This is a genomic window from Pseudomonas sp. Leaf434 (assembly GCF_001425545.1).
Lineage (GTDB): Bacteria > Pseudomonadota > Gammaproteobacteria > Pseudomonadales > Pseudomonadaceae > Aquipseudomonas > Aquipseudomonas siliginis.
The window spans coordinates 18483-40795 of record NZ_LMQZ01000001.1 but is presented as its reverse complement, the minus strand read 5'-3'; the positions used below and the strand labels follow the sequence as shown (position 1 = coordinate 40795).

At 60.4% G+C, this 22313-nt stretch carries 20 protein-coding genes, 1 other RNA gene and 1 pseudogene; 11 read left to right on the top strand and 11 right to left on the bottom strand.

The features are described from left to right. The first annotated feature begins 5 nt into the window (after window positions 1-5). The 8 genes and pseudogenes from ASG55_RS00155 (at window position 6) to ASG55_RS27560 (ending at window position 5562) form a co-directional block, all read left to right on the top strand. Window positions 6-287 carry a hypothetical protein gene (locus ASG55_RS00155; protein ID WP_056782851.1) on the top strand — a complete coding sequence of 94 codons (282 nt, stop codon included), beginning with the start codon at window positions 6-8 and terminating at the stop codon, window positions 285-287. A 206-nt stretch (window positions 288-493) separates the two neighbouring features. Beyond that, window positions 494-769 carry a hypothetical protein gene (locus ASG55_RS00150; RefSeq protein ID WP_016771781.1) on the top strand — a complete coding sequence of 92 codons (276 nt, stop codon included), beginning with the start codon at window positions 494-496 and terminating at the stop codon, window positions 767-769. Between the two features lie 95 nt (window positions 770-864). After that, window positions 865-1253: a transfer-messenger RNA gene (ssrA, locus tag ASG55_RS26045) on the top strand. A gap of 358 nt (window positions 1254-1611) precedes the next feature. Next, complete coding sequence (locus ASG55_RS26695; RefSeq protein ID WP_156388155.1) at window positions 1612-1824, top strand: hypothetical protein; 213 nt, start codon at window positions 1612-1614, stop codon at window positions 1822-1824. Continuing rightward, window positions 1821-2669, top strand: a complete 849-nt coding sequence (locus ASG55_RS00145; protein WP_056782848.1) for a hypothetical protein — start codon at window positions 1821-1823, stop codon at window positions 2667-2669. Before ASG55_RS26695 ends, ASG55_RS00145 begins: the two co-directional genes overlap by 4 nt. A 238-nt stretch (window positions 2670-2907) precedes the next feature. Beyond that, on the top strand, window positions 2908-3495 hold the full coding sequence (locus tag ASG55_RS00140) for a GNAT family N-acetyltransferase (protein WP_056782846.1): 588 nt from the start codon (window positions 2908-2910) through the stop codon (window positions 3493-3495). Window positions 3496-3777: 282 nt separating this feature from the next. After that, window positions 3778-4656: pseudogene (locus ASG55_RS27565) on the top strand (methyl-accepting chemotaxis protein); the annotation flags it as partial. A gap of 42 nt (window positions 4657-4698) precedes the next feature. After that, window positions 4699-5562, top strand: a complete 864-nt coding sequence (locus ASG55_RS27560) for a methyl-accepting chemotaxis protein (RefSeq protein ID WP_370593494.1) — start codon at window positions 4699-4701, stop codon at window positions 5560-5562. A 1076-nt stretch (window positions 5563-6638) separates the two neighbouring features. On the opposite strand, the gene ASG55_RS00130 is transcribed toward ASG55_RS27560, so the two are convergent. Genes ASG55_RS00130 through ASG55_RS00120 form a run of 3 tightly spaced genes read right to left on the bottom strand, consistent with a single transcriptional unit; the run spans window position 6639 to window position 11382 of the window. Continuing rightward, window positions 6639-8189: an FGGY-family carbohydrate kinase gene (locus ASG55_RS00130; protein WP_056782843.1), complete on the bottom strand. Its 1551-nt coding sequence runs from the start codon at window positions 8187-8189 to the stop codon at window positions 6639-6641. After that, window positions 8186-9781 carry a glycerol-3-phosphate dehydrogenase/oxidase gene (locus tag ASG55_RS00125; protein WP_056782841.1) on the bottom strand — a complete coding sequence of 532 codons (1596 nt, stop codon included), beginning with the start codon at window positions 9779-9781 and terminating at the stop codon, window positions 8186-8188. Before ASG55_RS00125 ends, ASG55_RS00130 begins: the two co-directional genes overlap by 4 nt. Then, window positions 9778-11382 carry an FAD-binding oxidoreductase gene (locus ASG55_RS00120; RefSeq protein ID WP_056782840.1) on the bottom strand — a complete coding sequence of 535 codons (1605 nt, stop codon included), beginning with the start codon at window positions 11380-11382 and terminating at the stop codon, window positions 9778-9780. The genes ASG55_RS00125 and ASG55_RS00120 overlap by 4 nt, the downstream gene beginning before the upstream one ends. Before the next feature lie 188 nt (window positions 11383-11570). Between ASG55_RS00120 and gliR the strand changes: the two genes are divergently transcribed. Both gliR and ASG55_RS00110 read left to right on the top strand, forming a co-directional pair. Further along, a complete protein-coding gene (gene gliR, locus ASG55_RS00115) occupies window positions 11571-12587 on the top strand; it encodes an AraC family transcriptional regulator GliR (RefSeq protein WP_056782838.1) in 1017 nt (338 codons plus the stop codon). A gap of 476 nt (window positions 12588-13063) precedes the next feature. Further along, window positions 13064-13429 carry a DUF6124 family protein gene (locus ASG55_RS00110; RefSeq protein WP_056782836.1) on the top strand — a complete coding sequence of 122 codons (366 nt, stop codon included), beginning with the start codon at window positions 13064-13066 and terminating at the stop codon, window positions 13427-13429. Between the two features lie 252 nt (window positions 13430-13681). Here the strand turns inward: ASG55_RS00110 and ASG55_RS00105 are convergent, their stop codons facing one another. The 7 genes from ASG55_RS00105 to ASG55_RS00075 all read right to left on the bottom strand — a co-directional run bounded on the left by ASG55_RS00105 (window position 13682) and on the right by ASG55_RS00075 (window position 20905). Further along, window positions 13682-14050, bottom strand: a complete 369-nt coding sequence (locus tag ASG55_RS00105; protein ID WP_016771789.1) for a glyoxalase superfamily protein — start codon at window positions 14048-14050, stop codon at window positions 13682-13684. A gap of 198 nt (window positions 14051-14248) precedes the next feature. Beyond that, on the bottom strand, window positions 14249-15706 hold the full coding sequence (locus ASG55_RS00100) for an N-acyl-D-amino-acid deacylase family protein (protein WP_056782834.1): 1458 nt from the start codon (window positions 15704-15706) through the stop codon (window positions 14249-14251). A gap of 1 nt (window position 15707) precedes the next feature. Next, window positions 15708-16568: a MurR/RpiR family transcriptional regulator gene (locus ASG55_RS00095; protein WP_056782832.1), complete on the bottom strand. Its 861-nt coding sequence runs from the start codon at window positions 16566-16568 to the stop codon at window positions 15708-15710. A 16-nt stretch (window positions 16569-16584) separates the two neighbouring features. Beyond that, entirely contained in the window at window positions 16585-17934 is a 1350-nt protein-coding gene (locus ASG55_RS00090) for a GntP family permease (RefSeq protein WP_056786729.1), read from the bottom strand. A gap of 365 nt (window positions 17935-18299) precedes the next feature. Further along, window positions 18300-19193, bottom strand: coding sequence for an NAD-dependent epimerase/dehydratase family protein (locus tag ASG55_RS00085; RefSeq protein WP_056782830.1), 894 nt, complete (start codon window positions 19191-19193; stop codon window positions 18300-18302). Between the two features lie 103 nt (window positions 19194-19296). After that, the gene (locus ASG55_RS00080) at window positions 19297-20208 is read right to left on the bottom strand and encodes a LysR family transcriptional regulator (RefSeq protein WP_056782828.1); all 912 of its coding nucleotides are present in this window, start codon (window positions 20206-20208) and stop codon (window positions 19297-19299) included. Between the two features lie 106 nt (window positions 20209-20314). Then, window positions 20315-20905, bottom strand: a complete 591-nt coding sequence (locus tag ASG55_RS00075) for an NAD(P)H-dependent oxidoreductase (protein WP_056782826.1) — start codon at window positions 20903-20905, stop codon at window positions 20315-20317. 181 nt (window positions 20906-21086) lie between these two features. Here ASG55_RS00075 and ASG55_RS00070 point away from each other — a divergent pair, with 181 nt between their 5' ends. Beyond that, complete coding sequence (locus ASG55_RS00070; RefSeq protein ID WP_056782824.1) at window positions 21087-21401, top strand: putative quinol monooxygenase; 315 nt, start codon at window positions 21087-21089, stop codon at window positions 21399-21401. On the opposite strand, the gene ASG55_RS00065 is transcribed toward ASG55_RS00070, so the two are convergent. Further along, complete coding sequence (locus ASG55_RS00065; protein WP_056782822.1) at window positions 21391-22155, bottom strand: sulfite exporter TauE/SafE family protein; 765 nt, start codon at window positions 22153-22155, stop codon at window positions 21391-21393. The two genes, ASG55_RS00070 and ASG55_RS00065, sit on opposite strands and share 11 nt — an antisense overlap. Between the last annotated feature and the right edge of the window lie 158 nt (window positions 22156-22313).

Below are 22313 nucleotides of genomic sequence, written 5' to 3'. Positions count from 1 at the left end.
TACACATGAACCGCTCTGTAATGTTAGGTCTGTTTGTCACTGCCTCGATGATGGCGTCCACTTCGTTCGCCGCTGAAAAACCTGCCGATTTGTGCGACGCCAATCTGCAGAGAATCGATAGCGCAAAATCCCAATACCAGACGTCGACAGACCTGAATGCGCGCGTATCGGCCAGTGTCAACAAAGCCCGCAAACTCAAGGACCAAGGCAGGATTGATGACTGTGTCGCTGAGACCCAGCAAACCCTGCTGGACATTCAAAACGCTACCGGTGACACCAAAAAATGATTCATGCGCCGACCTTTTACAGGTCGGCTGCATCGGCACCTGGCCGACCGATCTGGCCTTTTGATATTCGTTGCAAATAAAACCGAATTCCTGCGCAGCGAAGCGGTCAACCAGACAGGTCCTATACTGACCTCGCTTGTCTTGACCTCGGCATCGCGGCCAAACCGTCCGGCAGCACCGAGCCCCCATCGTTCAAGGAGATACCCATGAAGCATTCTGCAATTGCTGGATTGTTTATCACTGGTGCACTTCTGGCCTCGCCGGTGTTCGCGGCGGACAAAGACCTCTGCGCCGGGAATCTTCAAAGCATCAAAGATTTCGTCACCAGCCAGCCGTCCCTTCCTGAAAGCTCCATGAATAACATCAAGGAAGCACAGGAAAAAGCCACTGCGGCCCAGGCGTCCGGCAACGACAAGGAATGCATCGAGGTTACCAACGGCATCATCAGCAAGATGCAGATCCGTAACCCGACGCGTAACTGATGTCCCGCAGGCCAACCTTCGGGTTGGCCTGCCAAGCGTTTTGACGTACACTGTGCACGCTTGTTGCCCGAACAGATTCACCGGGCAATGAGTTCGGGGCCGTTTAGGATTCGACGCCGGTTGCGAAACTCTAGGTGCATGCCGACTTGGTAACAGAAGTCGTAAATCCACTGTTGCAACTACTTATAGTTGCCAATGACGACCAATACGGTGTTGCTCTCGCTGCTTAATTGCAGCTGACAATGCTCCTGGTACCTTCGGGTCCAGCAATCATCAGGGGATGTCTGTAAACCCGAAATGATTGTCATATAGAACAGAATCGCCGTGCAGTACGTTGTGGACGAAGCGGCTAAAACTTACACAACTCGCCCAAAGCACCCTGCCCGTCGGGTCGCTGAGGGTTAACTTAATAGACACGGCTACGCATGTAGTACCGACAGCGGAGTACTGGCGGACGGGGGTTCAAATCCCCCCGGCTCCACCAAATAATCATCTAAAGACGTCCACGGACGTCTTTTTTTGTGCCTGAAATCCAGTAAATACGGGGGTTTCAGGGCCATTGAGCTCCACAGCGCTTCAGGCAGATCCATTTTGAAATGTATTCCAAGGCGTATTCCAAGCCCGTGACTGGTAAATTTTGGAATACACAAACAGCGTTGGAGTACCCATGGGAGCCCGAGCCACACGCCTTTCAGACCTAAAAATCAAAGCCGCCAAGCCCAAGGACAAAGACCCACCAACTCTCAACGACAAAGCCCGCCCAGTGCGGGCTTTGTCGCATCTGGGGTTAGTCGAATGGCCGCCCATTTCCTTCACATTCTCAAGCCTGCCGGTGGCTGTGAATGTTCGACGTTGTACAAAAGGACGCTGGGGCGGCACCGATTCGGCTCACTCTCCAATTAAACGAAACCAATTTGGCTGTAAGACGATTGCGCTTGTGTGATAGCAAAACCACAGCCATCCCCTTACCATTCCGCGGCTGGCTGGACGCCTCGCAGAGAAAACCGGTTCGCATGTGGAAACTCAACCTGCACAAGGAAGGCAATAAACCATGAGCTTCATCGAAACAATCCAATCCAAGGAAGTCGATATCTACATATCGGCGTTCTTCACCATCCTCGGCCTGATTCTGGGAGCCATTCTGGATCGGGTACTGAAAGGCGATTCTCCACAATCCACCAATCAGCCGGGCCATTCGGTAAACCTGACCTTCAACACGGTGGTCAATCCACCGCTGGGCGTGAACGCCGCCAGCACAAGCCAGGATATGACTCCAGTCATCTTCATGATGATGGTGATTGCCGGGCTGATTTATGTGTTTTTCCGGGCCGAGATACTCAACCTGCTTTCCTGGATCACGCTATTCACCATTTCACTATGGGCTGGCGGCACCTTGCATAGCCTTTACCGAGGCTTCTTCGCGGGCATTAAGTGGATCGTTGCGCTGTTGTTTTGCTTGGCATTTTGCGTGGCCGCGACGTATGTCACCGACGAAGCTTTTATGCCCACCCTAGCGCCGCAAAACTTTCAGTACAGCCAGCAGATCATCAATGAGCAGGGCCTGACGGGAATAAAAAAATATTTCGTCTTGCTGGACATGCACTGGTTCTTGCTACACCTGATAGGCGTACTGCTGTTTATCTATACCAGCCTTCGGATGATGCTTTTTTCAACCTACTTCATCGTTGCGGGTGCACATGCCAATAACAACGGTACTCACGAACCTTGGCTTTCCAGAAAAACCCGCAAGTACGCCAATCTGCGCAAAAACATCATCTTCATGCCTATCCTGCTGGTTCTCGCGTACCTGCTTACCTCGGGTCTTGCTTTCGACTGGTTCATCCACACGATGCCAAATCAGGTCAATGCGTTGATGAACACGGTGCTGTATGGGCGCTGATATTTTCATCGTGCGCTGGAGATCGACTGTCGGGACATCAACCCGGTCGGCAGAAGCGAGATGAACTTTTCTTCACCACGCCCACCCGACCAATCCCATAAAATCCCCCCGCTCATTCAAGAAACTACGGTTCGCCCGCGCTCCTAGCGGGCTTTTTTTCGCCTCGGCTTCTCCATATCTTGCCGCTCCCCACCATATGCGCGACTCTGCCTGCAGATCCCTCGCCAAGGAGCGCTCGATGCCGCTGTTATCCCTGCCCTGCCCGCGCCTGACGCTGGCGATCCTCTCTCCCGATCAAGCCGAGCTCGAAAGCGCGTTCTACCAGCGCAACCTCCGCCACCTGGCGCCGTGGTCGCCCATCCGCACCACCGACTACTTCTCCACCGCCAACATCCGCCGTCGCTTGGAGATCCAGGCCAGTGCTTTCGAAGCCGGGTTAGCCATGCATTTCGCGCTGCTGTCGCCGGATGGTAAGCAGATGATCGGTGCGTGCAATTTCAGCGGGATTATTCGTGGGGCGTTTCAGGCGTGTTATTTGGGTTATCACATCGATGAGGCGCATCAGGGGCTGGGTTTGATGCAGGAGGGGCTGGAGGCGGGGATTGGTTATATGTTCGATGTGCAGAATCTGCATCGGATCATGGCCAATTACATTCCGGGCAATGAGCGCAGTGCGCGTTTGCTTGAGCGCTTGGGTTTTGAGCGCGAGGGGTATGCGAAGGCGTATCTGAATATCGCCGGGCGTTGGCAGGATCATGTGCTGACGGCGCTGGTCAATCCGGGGTTCGAGGCGCCGGATCAGCGCTGGTCGCGGCGCCTGGGTTGAGTTGCACGAAATCTGTCAGACAAAAATCCTTTCAGCTCTCGGGTTTGCGGCCGATACAGACCTGCTAACACCCCTGCTGGCTCAAAAGAACAACAATCTTCCAGCTTAACTGACGACCAAGAAACCCAACGTTTCTGGAGGATTTGCATGAATAGCTGGTTCGGTAACATCAGCGTGAACATGAAACTCGGCCTGGGCTTCGGCCTGGTGCTGGCCCTGACCTGCGTTCTGGCGCTGACCGGCTGGACCAGTCTCGGCGGCCTGATCGACCGCAGCAACTGGATGAGCGACATTACCCAGCTCAACGCTGGCCTGACCAAACTGCGCGTGGTGCGCCTGCAATACATGCTGACCAACGGCGACGAAACCGCCGCGCAGAATGTGCAGACCACCCTGGAAAGCTTCGCCGCTCAGCAGCAGGCGTTGATCAGCAAATTCAAGAGTCCGGAGAACGTCAAACTGCTCAAGCAGCAGGCCGCGACCATCGCTGAATACCAGACCTCGCTGAACAAAATGCGCAACGCCTATCGCACCGGCAACAGCGCCCGCGACACCATGAGCGTCAATGCCCAGAACGCCTACAACCTGATCGAATCGATCAGCCAGCGCGTGCAGCAGATGGAGTTGAGCGATCAGCGTTTCGAGCAGTTCCAGGCGGTTACTGCAGCGAAGGAAGCGTTCATCCTCGCGCGCTATGAAGTGCGTGGTTACACCGCGACCAGCAACGCCGAGACCGAGCAGAAAGCCGTCGGCCAGATCGACGCGGCCATCGCCAGCCTCAAACCGCTGAACGCGCAATTTGCCGCGACTCAGCAGGATGCCCTGCGCCAACTGGAAACCGCGCTGACCAGCTATCGCAGTGCGTTGATGGCGTACAAGAACGCCAACACCGAGGCGGTGCAGGCGCGTAAGGAAATGACCGATCAGGGCACCACCATCGTCGCCCTGAGCGAGCAGCTGTACCAGATCCAGCTTGATCGCCGTGACGCCGAAAGCGCCCAGGCGCGCACCTTCCAGTTGATCAGTACGTTGCTGGCGCTGCTGGTTGGCGTGATTGCGGCGGTAATCATCACCCGTCAGATCACCCGTCCGTTGCAGGAAACCTTGGCCGTGGTCGAGCGTATTGCCAGCGGCGACCTGACTCAGAACGTCACCGTTACCCGCCGCGATGAGCTCGGCGTGTTGCAGCAAGGCATTGCGCGCATGGGCGTGACCCTGCGTGATTTGATCAGTGGCATCCGCGACGGCGTCACGCAGATTGCCAGCGCCGCTGAAGAGTTGTCGGCTGTAACCGAACAGACCAGCGCCGGTGTGAACAGCCAGAAAGTCGAGACCGATCAGGTCGCCACTGCCATGCACGAAATGACTGCCACTGTGCAGGAAGTTGCGCGTAATGCTGAGGAAGCGTCGCAAGCTGCCGCTGCTGCGGACGGCGAGGCCCGTGAAGGCGACAAGGTGGTGAATGAGGCCATCGCGCAGATCGAGCGTCTGGCCAGCGAAGTGGTGCGTTCGACCGAAGCGATGAGCGTGCTGCAACAGGAAAGCGACAAGATCGGCAGCGTCATGGACGTGATCAAGGCTGTTGCCGAACAGACCAACCTGCTCGCCCTCAACGCCGCGATCGAAGCCGCGCGTGCCGGTGAAGCCGGGCGTGGGTTTGCCGTGGTCGCCGATGAGGTACGCGGTCTGGCTCAACGCACGCAGAAATCCACCGAGGAAATCGAAGGTCTGGTCGCCGGCCTGCAGAACGGCACCCAGCAGGTTTCGGCAGTGATGAACAACAGCCGCGCGCTGACCGACAGCAGCGTCGCCCTGACGCGCAAGGCCGGCGCCTCGCTGGAAAACATCACCCGCACGGTGTCGAACATCCAGTCGATGAACCAGCAGATCGCCGCCGCTGCCGAACAGCAAAGCGCCGTGGCCGAAGAGATCAGCCGCAGCATCATCAACGTGCGCGACGTGTCCGAGCAGACCGCAGCGGCGAGTGATGAGACGGCAGCGTCGAGTGTTGAACTGGCGCGGTTGGGTGGTCAGTTGCAGCAGATGGTCAGCCACTTCCGCGTATGACGTTGGTTTTGCGCTGAGGCTGAAACCGAATCGCGGGCAAGCCCGCTCCCACAGGTTTTCGTGATCGAGCACTGTTGATGTGTTCATCTCGATAACTGTGGGAGCGGGCTTGCCCGCGATGGCGGTGGGTCAATCAAATCAACATTGCCTGACACTGCGCCTTCGCGAGCAGGCTCGCTCCCACATTTGGATTTATGTGGGTCACAGGATTTGAGCACACCGCAGATCCCTTGTGGGAGCGGGCTTGCCCGCGAAGGCGGTGGGTCAGTCAAATCAACATTGCCTGACACTCCGCATTCGCGAGCAGGCTCGCTCCCACATTTGGATTTCTGTGGGTCACAGGATTTGAGCACACCGCAGATCCCTTGTGGGAGCGGGCTTGCCCGCGATGGCGGTGGGTCAACCAAATCCATGTTGCCTGACACTCCGCATTCGCGAGCAGGCTCGCTCCCACATTGGATTTGTGTGACTCACCGGATTTTGAGCTCACCGAAAATCCCTGTGGGAGCGGGCTTGCCCGCGATGGCGGTGGGTCAATCAAATCAAAATTGCCTGACACTGCGCCTTCGCGAGCAGGCTCGCTCCCACATTGGATTTGTGTGGGTCGCTGGATTTTGAGCACACCGCAATACCCCTGTGGGAGCGGGCTTGCCCGCGANGCGCCTTCGCGAGCAGGCTCGCTCCCACATTGGATTTGTGTGGGTCGCTGGATTTTGAGCACACCGCAATACCCCTGTGGGAGCGGGCTTGCCCGCGAAGGCGGTGGGTCAGTCAAATCAACATTGCCTGACGCTGCGCCTTCGCGAGCAGGCTCGCTCCCACATTGGATTTGTGTGGGTCGCTGGATTTTGAGCACACCGCAATACCCCTGTGGGAGCGGGCTTGCCCGCGANGCGCCTTCGCGAGCAGGCTCGCTCCCACATTGGATTTGTGTGGGTCGCTGGATTTTGAGCACACCGCAATACCCCTGTGGGAGCGGGCTTGCCCGCGATGGCGGTGGGTCAGGCGAATCAACAGTGCCTGACACTCCGCCTTCGCGAGCAGGCTCGCTCCCACAGGGGTGTATGGTGTCGGGACTATTCGGGATACCCGGTGATTTTGCGGATGCTTTGGTATAGCGGTTTGAGCTGCCGATACATGCGCAGATAGACGTCTTTGTACAGTTGCTGGTAAATCTCCTGCGCCTCGGGTTGTGGGTTAAAGACCGCTCCCACGCGAGTCATCGCCGCAATGGCCGATGGGAAATCCTTGTGCAGTCCCAACCCCACCGCGCAGCATATCGCCGCCCCCAACCCGGACGCTTCATACACATGCGGGCGTTCTGCCGGCAGGCCGAAGATGTTGGCGGTCAGTTGCATGGCGGCGTCGCTTTGTGAGCCGCCGCCGGCGACGCGCAGGCGTTTGATCGAGACATTTGAACGCCGCTCGATGTTCTCCATGCCCTGGCGCAGCGCGTAGGCCAGGCCTTCGAGAATCGCCCGGTAGATGTGCGCGCGGGTGTGTACGTCGCCGAAGCCGATCATCGCGCCTTTGGCTTCCACGCCCGGTTCGCGGATGCCCGGTGACCAGTACGGTTGCAGCATCAGCCCCATCGAGCCCGGTGGCACTTCGTTGACCAGTGCGTCGAACAGTTGCTCCGGTTCGATGCCTTGCGCTTTCGCCTGCTGCATCTCGCGCAGGCCAAATTCGTTCTTGAACCAGCTGACCATCCAGTAGCCGCGATAGATCATCACTTCGCAGTTGTACTGATCGGGCACGGCCGAGGGGTACGGCGGGATCAGCGGGACGATTTCCAGGTAGCGCGAGCGGGTGCTGGTGACGGTCGCGGTGGTGCCGTAGGACAGGCACACGGTGCGCGCATCGACCACGCCGGAGCCGATCACTTCGCAGGCCTTGTCTGCGCCTGCGGCAATCAACGGCAGGCCCTCGGGGATGCCGGTGTGGCGGGCGGCTTCGGCTGTGATGTAGCCGAGGGTTTCGCCGGGTTTGTGCAGGCTCGGCAACTGCTCCGGGCGCACCGCCAGTGCCTGCCATTTCCAGTCGCGCGGCGCCGCCCATTTCAGCCGTTTGAAGTCGAAGGGCAGATAGCCGACGCAGCAGCCGATGGAGTCGACGAAGCGCCCGCACAAGCGATGGGTGAGGAAGCCTGAAAGCAGTAAATACTTGTCGGTCGCCGCCCACACCTCGGGCTGATGCCGGGCGATCCAGTTGGCCTCGGCCTGGGCGCGGAAATAATCCACCGTCGCTTGGGCGCCGACCAGTTTGAACAGCCAGCCCCACGGCCCTTTGATGCTGCCCTCGACCTCAGCCTGACGTTGATCGAGCCAGACAATTGCCGGGCGCAGCGGTTTGCCCTTGGCGTCCACGTTGATCACGGTGCCGCGCTGGGTGGTCAGTGACACGCCGGCAATCTGCGCACGGTCGATGCCGGTCTGCTGCCAGAGTTGCTGGCAGGCCTCGCCGAGTTTCGCCCAGTAATATTCCGGATCCTGCTCGGCCCAACCGGGTTGCGTCGAGTAGTACGCCTGCAAGTCGACTTTGCCTTTGCCGAGCAGATTGCCCTGCAGATCGAAGAGCAACGCGCGCACGCTCTGGGTGCCGTTGTCGATCGCTAATAGGTATTTCATGGTGTGATCTCCGGCAAGCCGTGATCGCGCAGCCAAAGCAAACGATAGCGCTGGATTTCCGTTTGCCAGCGCTCATCATCCCAGGCCAATCGTGGCTGGCACAGCGTGCGGATCGCCGGCAAATAATCCTCGCCACCGCGCGGCAGCAACAGGCCCAAACGGGTGCGGCGCAGCAGCAAATCATCCAGGTGCAGAATCATTTCCGCCTCGCAAGCGAACGCCAGCTCTGCCCACAAAGTATCGCTAGCGCCTACCGTTTCCGGACCGAGTTCGCCGAGCAATTGCGCCAGCCTCGGCAGGTCTCGACCGTGACGCCCGGCTAAGCGTCGCCATTGATTGCCGCTCAGTCCCGCAATCGTCAGCGGCGGCACAGCGGCGAACACCGGCGCGCCGTCATCGACAAAAGAACGCCCAAGCATCGCCGCACAAGCCTTGAGCACTTCGATCGCTTGCGGGCGAAATGTGGTCAGTTTGCCGCCGGCCAAAGTCACGCAACCCGGCTCCTGCCACAGCACATGTTCGCGGGTCTCGTTGGACGGTTTGCCCTGCTGCGCACCCGTCGCGCTGCCGACCACCGGACGCACGCCTGACCAGGTCGACAGCACATCGTCGACGCCTATTTCGGCGCCGGGAAATTGCTGCTGGCAAGCGGCGAGCAGATAGTCGAGTTCGTCGCTGGAAATGCGCGCGCTGTGGTCGAGGTCTTCGCGGTGATCGAGGTCCGTGGTGCCGACCACCGTCGCGCCTTCCCACGGAAACACGAACACCGGGCGCCGATCGCGCGCATGCAGAAAGGTGAACGCCTGCGCCACTGGCAAACGCCAGCCCGGCAGTAACAGATGACTGCCGCGCAACGGGCGCAATTGCTTCACTGACTCAACGGGACGCAAGCGCTCAGCCCACGCGCCTGTGGCCACGGCCAACACAGCGGAGCGCAATTGCAGCGTCGCCCCGCTTTCGCAATCTTCGATCTGAACCCCGCACACGCGCCCGCCTTCACGCAGCAGTTGCGTGACCCGCACACCATTGAGCACCACCGCGCCATCGGCCCGGGCCTCGCGCAGTACGCGCATCACCAGCCGCGCATCATCGGTCAGTGCATCGACAAAACAGCTGCCGCCGAGCAGGCCGTTTTCCTTAACCCCCGGGGCGAGAAAACGCAGTTGCTGGGCGTCATGAAAAGCATGGTTGCGCCGCCCCGCCAGCGCGTCGTACACCGAGAGCAAGCCGCCCATGACGCGCGGCCCGGGAAAGCCGCCGCGATAGTGCGGCATCATGAAACTCATCGGCTCGACCAGTCCCGGCGCTTCATCAAGCAAACGCTGGCGCTCGCGCACCGAATCGCGGGTCAGGCGCCACTGGCCCTTGGCGATGTAACGCAAACCGCCGTGGACCATTTTCGACGATCGGCTGGAGGTGCCCCAGGCAAAATCGCGCTGCTCCAGCAGCAGACAACGCCAGCCCCGGCGCGCCGCTTCGCGGACGATCCCGGCGCCGCTGATGCCGCCGCCGATGACGATCAGGTCCCAGGTTTGATCCGCCAGCGTCGGCAGCATCTGCTCGCGCCATTGCGCGTTCCAGTTCGCCGTCATGGCCGCGGCTCTGGCAACAGCGTGCCCGGGTTGAGGCGCCCCTCCGGGTCGAAATGTTCGCTCAGCGCCTGCAACGTCTGCATCGCCAGCGGGCCTTTTTCGCGCAGCAGATACGGCGCGTGATCCTTGCCGACACCGTGCTGATGGCTGATGGTGCCGTGGTTGTCGACGATGGTTTGGCTGGCCGCGTGTTTGAGCATCCGCCAGCGCGCCAGCGTCGCCGCATAGTCCGCTGCCGGGCGAAAAACGTAAGTGGTGTAAATGCTCGAGCCTTCGCCGTAAACGTGCGAGAGATGAGTGAACACATGCACGCGCTCGCCCTCGGCGGCCAAGGCGTCGCGCAGGCTGTTTTCGATGAGGCTGAGCAAGTGGTCGACGTTGCTCCAGTCGGTGGCCGTTTCGAGGGTGTCGACCACGTAACCGGCGTTCCACAGGTTCTCGCGCAGGTAGGGAAAGCGGAAGCGGTTCTGCGCCCACTTCTTGCCCAGCAGGGTGCCGGTGAACACGCCGCCGAAGGCTTTCAGATGCTGGCGCGCGTGTTTCAGTGACAGTGCGTTTTGCTGGCGATTGCCGGTCACGCCGAAGGTCAGCAGGCATTTGCCGTCGCCAGCGCCGCGCAGCTTGAGGTACTTTTCCAGCCAGGCGATCTGCTGCGGATGGCCGGCCAGCGCCAGTTGCGTTTCGGTTTCCACCGCGTTCGACAGACGCAGCATCGACAGCGGTACGCGCGCCTGCGCCAGTTGCCGGATTGCTTGCAGCGCGTGCGGCCAGTCGGGCAGGAACACACCGTAGAAACGCTCGTCCGCCGGCAACGCGCTGACTCGCACTTTGACTTCGGAAATGATCCCGAAACGGCCCTCGCAACCGAGCACCACTTCACGCAGATCCGGGCCGGCGGCCGACGCCGGAAACGTCGGAATCTGCAGAGGCCCGGCGAACGTTTCCAGGGTGCCGCCGGCAAACAATTGCTCGATCCGCCCGTAGCGCAACGACTGCTGGCCGCTGGAACGACTGGCGACCCAACCGCCCAGCGTCGACAGCTCCCACGACTGCGGGAAATGTCCCAGCGTGTAGCCGCGCGCACGCAACTGGCTTTCGACTTGCGGCCCGCTGGCGCCGGGGCCGAATGTCGCCAGCAGGCTGTGTTCGTCGAGGTCGGTCAGGCGATTCATCCGCGCCAGCGACACCGTCAGCACCGGCCGCGTGGAGTTCGGCGGATTGATGTGCCCGGCCACCGACGTGCCGCCGCCGTAGGGAATCAGGCACAGATCCTGATCATGGGCGAGGGCCAGCAATTGGCGGATCTGCTCAGCGGTTTCGGGAAACGCCACGGCATCGGGATAAGTACCCAGCGCACCTTCGCGCAACGCCAGCCAGTCCGGCAGGCTCTGGCCGCGCGCGTGCAACAGGCGATCGTGAGTATCGACGCTGTACAAGCGATGCGGCACCAGCCGCGAGGTCGGCACTTGCGCCAACGCCGCTGCCAGGGTCGCATCGGGCAATGCCCGGCCAGCACCCAGGCGTTCGTGGAGAAATGTCGCGCCCTGGGCCGGCAGTTCGACCACCGTGCCTGCCTCTCCCCAGCCGTTCCAGCGTCGCATGCGTGTGTCCTTTTTCTGCCGTTGGATCAAGCTTGCATACTAGTCAGCGCTGGAGATCTGTCACGGTCGCATCCGGCCAGAACCTGTAGCGAATGGCGCCAAACGTCCGGGCATTTACTTTCGCCGGGCAATCCACTTACCTTGCGGCATTCATTCGCTCACGCGCCGTCGATCAAAGGACCGCGACCATGCCATCGCTTGGCTTCACTTCCGTTCCGCCGCTGCTCAAATACCTGCGCCATGCCGAACAGTTGGGCATGGCCATCGAGCCTGCATTGGCGGCGGCCGGGTTGCAGGCGCAGCAGTTGAGCGACAACACCTTGCGCCTGCCGGGCGAGGTTCACGAGCGCTTGCTGGATTATTTCTGCGAGCACTCGGGCGATGGCTTGTTCGGGCTGCATGCGGCGAATTTCGTCCTGCCCAATTCGTGGAGCGTGCTCGGTTACATCACCATGAATTGCGCGACGCTGGGCGATGCGATGAGCCGGATCATGCCGTTCGAAAAACTCGTCGGCGACATGGGCGTCAGCCGCGCCGAGGTGCGGGGCGAGCACGTGCATCTGATCTGGACCTGCCGATACGAGCGGCCACGGATTCGTAGGCATTTGGTGGAAAATGTGCTCGGTTCGTGGCTGCACTACGCGCGCTGGATCGCCGACACGCAGCTGTCACCGGCCTGCGTATGGCTGGAGCATGGGCGGCCGGATGCGGTGACGCTGGCCGAGTACGAGGCGTTTTTCGGCTGCCCGGTGCTGTTCGATCAGGCGTGTTCGGCGCTGGTGGTGCCGCTGGCTTATTTGCAGTTGCCGCTGCGCCAGGCCGATGCGCAATTGCTGCGAACCCTGGAAGAACACGCGATGGGTTTGCTGGCGACGCTGGAGGATGTGTCGCTGGCGCAGCAGGTGAAAAACATTCTGCGCGGTTTGCTCAAGGAGGGCCTGCCGCGCAAGGAGCAAGTGGCCGAACAGCTCAGCGTCTCGGTGCGCACGTTGCAGCGGCAATTGCAGCAGATGGGGACGTCGTATCAGCAGATTCTCGATGAGCTGCGTCAGGAACTGGCCGAGCATTATTTGCTCAACAGTACGTTGCCGATTCAGGACATTGCGCAGTATCTGGGCTTCACCGAACCGCGCTCGTTTCATCGCACCTTCAAGAGCTGGCGCGGGATGCCGCCGGGGGAGTTTCGGCTGCGGAATCGGCGGTGATGCTGATGGGCTCTTCGCGAGCAGGCTCGCTCCCACAGTAGTTCTCGGTTGCCTGCATTTCCGAGTTCACCGCAGACCCCTTGTGGGAGCGAGCCTGCTCGCGAAGGCGTCATTTGCCACACCGATTAAACACGTCTTGGCGCAACTGTTTAAAGCCGCCAGACATTCAGCGAAACCACCCACAATTCCTTGCGCCCCTGCCTACGCCTGCGCCAGAATCCGCCGGCTTGTGCGCCCCAGACCTCATCGCTACTGTGATTGCGTCACTGCCTATCAGTGATCGGGTTTAGTAGCCCGGAGTATTTGGGGTGCATCGTTCATCAGACAGTCAGGCCTCGCCTGAGCTTTATGGTGGCTGTGCGCAGGGCGCTCTCGGGCGCGCCGGTTTCCCAGATCCCCGGTCTACTAACCTGCGCACAGCTGCCTCCACTTCCTTTAGTAGGGAAGCGGTGGCCAGCCAAAATGAGGATCTGGATATGTTCAAAGTAACCCCAAACCCGCCAACCACCGACCCGGCATCCCCCTACGAATCCGCCGACTCGAAGAAATTCCACGAAGCCGCCGACCGCGCCCTCGATCATTATCTCGGCACGTCCAGCGCTGAATTCATGGCCCCACCCTACAAATCCAACACGCTGTACATGGCCAATCCCGAGGCCGACAACGAATCGCTGTTGGCCGACGCCTGCGAAACGTTGGGGTCGGCGACGGTGATGCTCAACGATCAGGCGGGGCTGGTGAACGGTTCGCAACGCAAGACGTTGCAGGGCATTGCGCAGATTGTGATGGTCGCGGAGATGGCGGTGAATCGGGTGCTGGATCGGCTGGTGCCGACTGATTGAGGGTTTTTGGGGGATTTGGTGTGGGCTGATTTTGGTGGGGTGTCAGGGATTGCCCTCACCCCAGCCCTCTCCCAGAGGGAGAGGGGGCCGACCGTGCGATGCTCACGAAATACGCCGACCTGAAATGATCGCTGTGAATCCATATTCGACACGGTCGTTCAGGTAGACGTTTGAAGCACGGTCAACTCGGTCGGTCCCCTCTCCCTCCGGGAGAGGGCTAGGGTGAGGGGCTTTTGATCTCAGGCATGCAGATCAAAGACTGATCGCATTGGTAAACACCAACCGATTGCCAAACGGATCAGCAATGGTCATGTCCTGACTGCCCCACGGCATCGCCTGAATCTGCGGATGCGAGAACTTGTAATCCTTGGCCATCAGTTGCTGCTGAAACGCCTCCAGCTCATCGGTTTCGATACGCAGCGCCGAACCCGGGCACGCATCGCCGTGATGCTCGGACAGATGCAGCACACACTCGCCCCGCGACACCTGCAGATACAGCGGAAAATTCGCTTCGAAGCGATGCTGCCAGTCGATCTTGAAACCGAGAAAATCGACGTAGAACTCGACAGCCTTGGCCTCATCGAAGATCCGCAGGATCGGGGTGGTTTTGCCGAAGCTCATGGGGTGCTCCCTGACTGAATGGCCCCACAATGTAGACGGGGAGGATGTCAGCAAATCGGCTTGTGGATGGCTTTCTTTAATTGCACAGTGCCACCATGAGACATAGATCAAAAGATCGCAGCCTTCGGCAGCCCCTACATTGGAATGCGATCTCCTGTAGGAGCTGCCGAAGGCTGCGATCTTTTGGCGCCATCATCATCAATAAAATCCTTCGCGCAAATTACCTTCGCGAGCCAGAAACCGCCCTGCCCTGCTGCCATTCGCCTGTCCGTCGCGATAACTCAAAACGCCGTTGACCCAAACCCCGTCAATCCCCTGCGCCGCCCGCTGCGGATCGTTGAAATCGGCCACGTCACGCACGGTCGCCGGATCGAACAACACCAGATCCGCCCAATGTCCTTCACGAATCTCGCCCCTTTCCTGCAAGCCAAAACGCGCCGCCGACAGGCCGGTCATCTTGTGCACGGCGGTGTGCAGTGGAAACAACCCGACGTCGCGACTGAAATGGCCCAGCACCCGTGGGAAAGCGCCCCACAGGCGCGGATGCGGGAACGGGTCTTCGGGCAGTCCGTCAGAGCCGACCATCGAAAGCGGATGGGCGAGGATTCTTCTGACGTCGGCCTCGTCCATGCCGTAATACACCGCCCCCGCCGGTTGCAGACGTTTCGCGGTTTCTTCCAGCGACAGTTTCCATTCGCCAGCGATGTCGATCAGGTCGCGCCCGCTGACTTCCGGATGCGGTGTTGACCAGGTAATGGTGATGCGGTGCGCGTCGGTGACTTGCTTCAAATCCAGGGTCGAAGAACTCGCCGCATAGGGATAGCAATCGCAGCCGACCGGATGGGTTTTCGCTGCCTCTTCCAGCGCTGCGAGCAATTGCGGACTGCGCCCCCAGTTACCGACGCCGGCGCATTTGAGGTGGGAAATGATCACCGGTGACTGCGCGTGGCGGCCGATCTGAAACGCTTCGTCCATCGCCTCCAGCACCGGGGCGAATTCGCTGCGCAGATGGGTGGTGTACACCGCGCCGAACGCCGTCAGTTCTTCGGTCAGTTGCATGACTTCATCGGTGGACGCGTTGAAGGCGCTAGCGTAGGCCAGACCTGTGGATAAGCCCAACGCGCCGGCCTCGAGGCTGTCACGCAACTGCACGCGCATGGCGGTGATTTCGTCGGGCGTTGCAGTGCGGAACAAGTCGTCGAGGTGATTGCTGCGCAGCGCGGTGTGGCCGACCAGTGCCGCAACGTTCAACGTGGTGTTGGCCGCTTCGACGGCAGCGCGGTAGTCGTTGAAACGCGGGTAGACGAACGCCGCTGCGCTGCCGAGCAGGTTCATCGGATCGGGTGGATTGCCCTTCAAGGTGACCGGCGAAGCGCTGATGCCGCAGTTGCCGACAATCACCGTGGTCACGCCTTGGCTAAGCTTGGGCAGCATCTCGGGTTGGCGAATGACCACCGTGTCGTCGTGGGTGTGCACGTCGATGAAACCCGGCGCCAGCACCCGGCCGGCGGCGTCGATTTCTTCGCTGGCGCGGGCGTCAGGCAGATCGCCGATGCGCTCGATGCGGCCATTGAGAATCGCCACGTCTGCGCGGTAGCCCGGCGTGTTGCTGCCGTCGATGACCAGCGCGTTGCGGATCAGGGTGTCGTACTGCATGTCAGTCTCCCAGCGGCAGGCGATCGTCGCCGCCACGGTATTCGTCGAGGGCGAGTTTGATTCGACGCAGACGTTCTTGATTGTCTTCAGGGCTGGCCAGCGCCAGTTCGGTGGCGAGAACGTCGATGGCCAGCAGCATGCCGTAGCGCGCCGCCGTCGGTTTGTAGATGAACGAGGTTTCCGCGCCTTGCAGCGGCAGGACGACGTCGGCCAGTTCCGCCAGTGGTGAATCGCCGCGAGTGATGGCGAGGATGCGCGCGCCGTAGTTGCGCGCCAGCTCCACGGTTTCCAAAAGCTCCGGGGTGATGCCGGTCAGCGAGCAGGCGATCAGCACTTGCTCGGCGTTCAAACTGGCGGCGGTGACGCGCATCATCACCGCGTCATGACACACCGCAATCGGGTAACCGAGGCGCACCAGACGCACCTGCAATTCATCGCTGCACAGGGTCGAGCAACCGCCCATGCCGAACGCGTGAATCATCCGCGCCTGGCTGAGCAATTTCACTGCGTCGGCGAAGCGCGATTCATCGAAACCGGCCAGATGCTGGCGCAGCGTGGTTTCGATGTCGCCGACAATCTGCCCGTAGAACGCCGACTGCTCGGGCGTGCCTGCCGGGTCGAGAAAACGGCTGCCAACGCCGCTGGCCTGGGCCAGTTGCAGGCGCAGATCGCGCAGGTCTCGGCAGCCGACCGTGCGGGCAAAGCGCGACAGCGTGGCGGTGCTGACCTCGGCGCGTTGTGCGAGGTCTTCGAGGCTGGCGCTGGCGGCAAACCCGACATCGTCGAGCATCAACCGCGCAATGCGCCCCTCGCCGGCACTGAAGGAATCCTGGCGGGCGCGGATCTGGTAGAGGATGTCCATGGGCGGCGGGCTCCGGTTACAGCAGGTAGGAAAGGCCGACGGTCAGCGCGAAAGCGACCAGCGAAATCAGCGTCTCGAGCACGGTCCAGGTCTTGAACGTCTGCGCGACTGTCATGTTGAAGTATTCCTTGATCAACCAGAAGCCGCCGTCGTTGACGTGGGAAAAGATAACCGAGCCGGCGCCGGTCGCCAGCACCAAAAGCTCAGGGTGTGGATAACCCAGACCGATGGCCACCGGCGCGACAACGCCTGATGCGGTGGTCATCGCCACGGTGGCCGAGCCAGTGGCAACGCGCATCAGCGCAGCGAACAACCAGCCCATGATCAGCGGCGACAGGTGAAATTCGTGAGCGAGGCCGACGATCTGATCGGTGACGCCGGCATCCACCAGAATCCGGTTCAAGCCGCCACCAGCACCGACCAGCAAGGTGATGCTGGCGGTGGGCGCGAGGCATTCGTTGGTGAATTTGAGGATCGATTCGCGGTTGAAACCTTGGGCAATCCCTAGCGTCCAGAAGCTCAGCAAAGTCGCCAGCAACAGCGCGATCACCGAATTGCCGATGAACAGCAGGAACTGGTTGAAAGCGCTGCCGGGGGTGGAAATCAGATTGGCCCAGCCGCCGATCAGCATCAGCACCACCGGCAGCAGAATGGTTGCCATGGTGATGCCGAAACCCGGCAATCTGTCGCGCGGCTCGCGCTCGAGAAATTGCTTTTCCAGCGGATTGTCCGCCGGCAATTGAATGCGCGGCACGATGAATTTCGCGTACAGCGGCCCGGCGATGATCGCGGTCGGAATGCCGATCGCGATGGCGAACAGCAAGGTCTGCCCGACCGAGGCCTGATAGGCCTGCACCGCGAGCATCGCCGCCGGGTGCGGCGGCACCAGCGCATGCACCACCGAGAGGCCGGCTACCATCGGCAGACCGACCATCAGAATCGACACGCCAACGCGGCGGGCGACGGTGAAGGCGATTGGCACCAGCAGGACGAAACCGACTTCAAAGAACAGCGGCAGACCGACCAGAAACGCAATGCAGACCATCGCCCAGTGCGCGTTCTTTTCGCCGAATCTGTCGATCAGCGTGCGCGCCATCTGCTCGGCGCCGCCGGACTCGGCCATCATCTTGCCGAGCATCGTCCCCAATGCCACCACCAGCGCAATATGCCCCAGCGTCTTGCCGACGCCCGCCTCATACGCACCGACCACCGCCGACGGCGGCATCCCGGCCACCAGCGCCAGGCCCAGGGAAATCAGGGTGATGACAATGAACGGATTGAGCCGGTAACGGGCGATCAACACGATCAGCGCGATGATGGCCACAGCGGCGTAGACCAGCAGCCAATAGCCGAAGGAAGGCGTCATGCGGTACTCCTCGAAAGGGTCACGTTCGAATGGGTTGTGAAACTCATAAATCATTTCGAGATAGAGATTTCAAACCGCATGAAAGTAATTTTCGTGGAGAGACAAGAGGTGTCGTTGGTGGATATGTGTTGTCGTGTTTAATGAAAATCGGAGTGTGGGATTTTCATGGCTTCCTGGCCACCACAAAGTCCCTGTGGGAGCTGGCTTGCCAGCGATGACGGCGCCACGTTCAACATGGGTGGCGACTGATCCACTGCTATCGCTGGCAAGCCAGCTCCCACAGGAATTACATTTTTCCAGGCAGAACGCGGTCACCTGTGGGAGCGAGCCTGCTCGCGAATGGCTTCACTCGGTGCGCGCTGAACTCACACCATTTCGTTACGAATCCATTCAACCACCGACGTGCGCTTTGGCGTCCAGCCCAGCAGTTCCCGGGCGTGTTTGCCGCGTACGCGGCTGTTGGAACCGAGGCCGTAGTTGGCCATTTCGTAGCCCCATTCGGCCTCGGCGTCTTGCAGTGGCCAGTCTTGCGGTTTGCCCAGGTTCAGGGCGTCGGCCATGGCGGTGGTCATGTCGATGAACGACGCTTCACCGCTTTCAACGAAGTAGAAAGTGCCCGGCACATTCCTGGTCAGCGCCAGCAGATACAAGGCGACGACGTCTTCGATGTGCACGTTGGACCAGATGTTCTGCCCTGTCCCGACGTGGCGAACGACGCCGCTTTTGCGCGCCTGCTTGAGCAGTCGCGGCAATTGCACGCTGTCGCGGTTGACGCCCAGGCTGTGGCCGTAAATCAAGGTGTTGCAGATCACCGCCGAGTTCACTCCATCCTTCGACGCTGCGAGCACTAGGTTGTCGATGGCTACGCGATCTGCCTTATCGACAGTCGGTTGCGGCAGGTTGTCTTCGTAGTAAATGTCATCGCTGGATTTGCCGCCGGAAGCGTCGCCGACAATGCTCGAACCGCTGGTGTGCAGAAAGACTTTATTCGAGCCGCGCAAAGCGTCGAGTAACGCTTCCACCGCACCGCGATGATCGCTGCTGGCAGCGTTGATGACGGCATCGGCAGCACGCGCCTGTTGCGCCAGCAACTGGCTGTCATCAAGGGTGCCGATCAGCGCATTCATGCCTAATGCTTTCAGCTCATCAGCCTGCTCCGCGCTGCGCACCAGACCGGTAACTTTGTGCCCGGCCTGCACCAGGCCGGTGGCGATGGAACCGCCGATAAAACCGGCCGCGCCGGTGACGAATACGTTCATGGAGAAACTCCCTGCGTGAATAAGTGATGCAGCGAGTATCGGCCGATGAAACCCGGCGAAAAACCCGCCCTCGGCCAATTCACTCTTGCGCAGGGATCACGAATCAGTCTTTGAATTCGGCGCTGGCGTAGGCGGCGAGTTTGCCCTGGATAAAGTCGAGGAAGCACTGGATGCGCAACGCCAGTTGCGAGTTGCGGTAGTACACGGCGTTGATCGGCTGGCGGTAGCCGCTGTTGAATTCGCCGAGCAGGACTTTCAGGCGTCCGGCGCGGATGTCGTCGATGGTCATGAAATGCGACAGACAGGCAATGCCCTGCCCTTCCAGTGCCAAATGGCGCACGGTCTCGCCGCTGGAAGCGCTGATCGCCGGGCTGATCGGCCAACGGTCGCCATGCACATAGCGCAGCGGCCACTGGTTGAGGCCTTCGTTCTGGGTAAAGCCGAGCAACGTGTGTTCGCTCAAATCCGCCACTTGTCGTGGTGCACCGTGCTTCTTCAAATAGGCGGGGCTGGCAACAATCATCAACGGACTGCAACCGAGCGAACGCGCATGCAGCGTCGAGTCGGCGAGGGTGCCGATGCGGATGGCGACGTCGGTGCTTTGTTCCAGCAGGTCAATGATCAGGTCATTGCTGTTGAGTTCGAGCAGGATGTCCGGGTACAGCTGCCGGAATTCGTCGATGTAGGGAACGATGGCGTGGAGCATGAACGGCGAGGCAGCGTTGATGCGCAGGCGCCCGGATGGGGTCTGCTGGCGCGAGGACAGGCGTTCTTCGAGTTGATCCATCTGGTCGAGAATCAACTTGGCCTGTTCGAAGAAATACTTGCCCTCCTCGGTCAGGTCCATGCGTCGCGTGGTGCGGTTGATCAGCGTGGTGTCGAGCTTGGCTTCGAGCTTCGACAGCGTGCGACTGACGGCTGACGGCGTCTGGCCGACCTGCTCGGCGGCGGCGGAAATCGAACCGCACTCGATCACGCAGACGAAAATCTGCAACTCATCGGATCTGGCTTTCACGGGTGTCCTCGCTGGAATCGCCGATCGCAGCCCGTCGCCATGCCCCCTGCAGGAGCTGCCAAAGGCCGCGATCTTTTGCTGTACCCGGATAGTAGCCCGAAACCCATCAAGCCTTGAGGCCAAACACCTCAGTCAGATGCTGCTCATAGCGCACCACATCATTCTCGATATTCGGACGCTTCATTACGTCGACGCAGAGGAAGGTCGGCAGCGCGGTCATGCCCAGAAACTCGTTGGCCTTGTGGAACGGGAAGTACACCGCGTCCACGCCTTTGGCTTCGAAGAAATCAGCCGGGTCATCAAAGGCTTGCTGCGGCGCGTTCCAGGTCAGCGACAGCATGTATTGCTTGCCCTGAATCAGACCGCCACTGCCGTACTTCTGCGAGGCATCGGAACGGGTGCGGCCGTCGCTGGCGTAGAGGCTGCCGTGACCTTCGGTGAAGACTTCGTCGAGGTACTTTTTCACCGTCCACGGCGCGCCCATCCACCAGCCCGGCATCTGATAAATGATCACGTCGGCCCAGAGGAATTTCGCCACTTCTTCGGCAACGTCATAGCCCTCGTCGATAAACGTGGTCTTGACGTCGACACCGCCGCGATCCAGCACGCTCAGCGCGGTTTCGTGCAGTGTGGTGTTATAGCGGCCATCGGAATGGGCGAATTTTTTACCGCCATTGAGCAACAGCACTTTCTTCATCGGAAAACCTCGGCGCAGCCTTTGAGGCTGGATTGAATCAAGAATTGGAATGGCCGCAGATTAACCATCGATCTCGCGCGGAAAAAGCCACATCGACGCAAAATACATTTGACCAAAACGCACGAATCGATCACCAATTGTTGCCGTAGCATCGCCGCTTTCTGCTTTTGAGGAAGTTGTGATGAGTGAACGCCAGGGTTTTATCCTGCACGCCAAGACCCGCCCGGAAAAAGCCGCCGAATTCGAAGCGCTGTTCCGCGCTTACGTCGAGCCAAGCCGCGCCGAACCGGGCTGTATCGAGTACCACATGCTGCGCGACAAGGAAGATCCGACGCTGTTTATCTTCTACGAGATCTGGGCGAGCCAGGCGCATCTGGATGAGCATTCGGCATTGCCGCACATGAAAGCGTTTTTCGCCAGGCGCATGGACTATCTTGAGCGCGATTTCGATATTCGCGCGATCGACATGCTCAGCGAATCGTCGGCTAGCCGCTGATCAGCAAATGGGCGCCGAGCGCGCCCATTCCGATAAAGAACACCCGCTTGAACAGCACCGCACTGATGCGCTGACGCAGCCACTGACCGAGCCACATGCCAAGCATGGCCGGGATCAGCGCCAGCAGCGAGGCGCTCAATTCGCCACCGCCGAGTGCGTCGTGCCAGAACAGCCCAGCGGCCAGCGCCAGGGTCGAGACGGTGAAGGACAGGCCGAGCGCCTGCACCAACTCATCGCGGCTCAGCCCCAGCGCTTGCAGGTACGGCACCGCCGGAATCACGAAGACGCCGGTGGCGGAGGTGATGACGCCGGTGATCAGGCCACACAGCGGGCCGAGCCACGATTCATGCGCGGATTTGACGTGTAGCGTAGGCAAGAGCAATCCGCTCAATGCATACAGCAGCAGCGCCGCGCCAAGTCCGCGCACCACCCAATGGCCGCCGGTCATGCCGATCCAGAGGGTGCTGATGCCGGTGCCGAGGAAGATCATCAGCAGCATGGGCCAGAGGCGTTTGATCAATCCTTGCAGATGACCGCCGAAGGCCAGTTGCCAGAGGTTGGTCAGGGTCGCCGGAATGATCAACAGCGCGGCTGCCTGCGCCGGCGCCATAGCCAGACCGAGCAGGCCCATCGCAACGGTGGGCAGGCCGAGGCCGATCACGCCTTTGACCGTGCCGGCGAGCAAGAAGGTGGCGACGACCAGCAGGGACAGGGTCGGGCCGAGGGTTTGGTAGAAGTCGGTTAGTGTGTGCATTAGGGTAATGTGCACTGATCCGGGCTGGGGGAAAATCTGCCATATACTGAGGCAGCCTCTTCCTTTGCAAGAGGCTGACATCGGCGTTGGGGCATCTGGCCTCTTCGCGAGCAGGCTCGCTCCCACACGGGATTTGCTCTGTACATGAGTCCCTGTGG

Excerpts from the sequence above, each read along its gene's own strand:
- ASG55_RS00155 (WP_056782851.1), top strand. The coding sequence starts at position 6 with ATGAACCGCTCTGTAATGTTAGGTCTGTTTGTCACTGCCTCGATGATG.
- ASG55_RS00150 (WP_016771781.1), top strand. The coding sequence starts at position 494 with ATGAAGCATTCTGCAATTGCTGGATTGTTTATCACTGGTGCACTTCTG.
- ASG55_RS26695 (WP_156388155.1), top strand. The coding sequence starts at position 1,612 with ATGTTCGACGTTGTACAAAAGGACGCTGGGGCGGCACCGATTCGGCTC.
- ASG55_RS00145 (WP_056782848.1), top strand. The coding sequence starts at position 1,821 with ATGAGCTTCATCGAAACAATCCAATCCAAGGAAGTCGATATCTACATA.
- ASG55_RS00140 (WP_056782846.1), top strand. The coding sequence starts at position 2,908 with ATGCCGCTGTTATCCCTGCCCTGCCCGCGCCTGACGCTGGCGATCCTC.
- ASG55_RS27560 (WP_370593494.1), top strand. The coding sequence starts at position 4,699 with ATGGGCGTGACCCTGCGTGATTTGATCAGTGGCATCCGCGACGGCGTC.
- ASG55_RS00130 (WP_056782843.1), bottom strand. The coding sequence starts at position 8,189 with ATGAAATACCTATTAGCGATCGACAACGGCACCCAGAGCGTGCGCGCG.
- ASG55_RS00125 (WP_056782841.1), bottom strand. The coding sequence starts at position 9,781 with ATGACGGCGAACTGGAACGCGCAATGGCGCGAGCAGATGCTGCCGACG.
- ASG55_RS00120 (WP_056782840.1), bottom strand. The coding sequence starts at position 11,382 with ATGCGACGCTGGAACGGCTGGGGAGAGGCAGGCACGGTGGTCGAACTG.
- gliR (WP_056782838.1), top strand. The coding sequence starts at position 11,571 with ATGCCATCGCTTGGCTTCACTTCCGTTCCGCCGCTGCTCAAATACCTG.
- ASG55_RS00110 (WP_056782836.1), top strand. The coding sequence starts at position 13,064 with ATGTTCAAAGTAACCCCAAACCCGCCAACCACCGACCCGGCATCCCCC.
- ASG55_RS00105 (WP_016771789.1), bottom strand. The coding sequence starts at position 14,050 with ATGAGCTTCGGCAAAACCACCCCGATCCTGCGGATCTTCGATGAGGCC.
- ASG55_RS00100 (WP_056782834.1), bottom strand. The coding sequence starts at position 15,706 with ATGCAGTACGACACCCTGATCCGCAACGCGCTGGTCATCGACGGCAGC.
- ASG55_RS00095 (WP_056782832.1), bottom strand. The coding sequence starts at position 16,568 with ATGGACATCCTCTACCAGATCCGCGCCCGCCAGGATTCCTTCAGTGCC.
- ASG55_RS00090 (WP_056786729.1), bottom strand. The coding sequence starts at position 17,934 with ATGACGCCTTCCTTCGGCTATTGGCTGCTGGTCTACGCCGCTGTGGCC.
- ASG55_RS00085 (WP_056782830.1), bottom strand. The coding sequence starts at position 19,193 with ATGAACGTATTCGTCACCGGCGCGGCCGGTTTTATCGGCGGTTCCATC.
- ASG55_RS00075 (WP_056782826.1), bottom strand. The coding sequence starts at position 20,905 with ATGAAGAAAGTGCTGTTGCTCAATGGCGGTAAAAAATTCGCCCATTCC.
- ASG55_RS00070 (WP_056782824.1), top strand. The coding sequence starts at position 21,087 with ATGAGTGAACGCCAGGGTTTTATCCTGCACGCCAAGACCCGCCCGGAA.
- ASG55_RS00065 (WP_056782822.1), bottom strand. The coding sequence starts at position 22,155 with ATGCACACACTAACCGACTTCTACCAAACCCTCGGCCCGACCCTGTCC.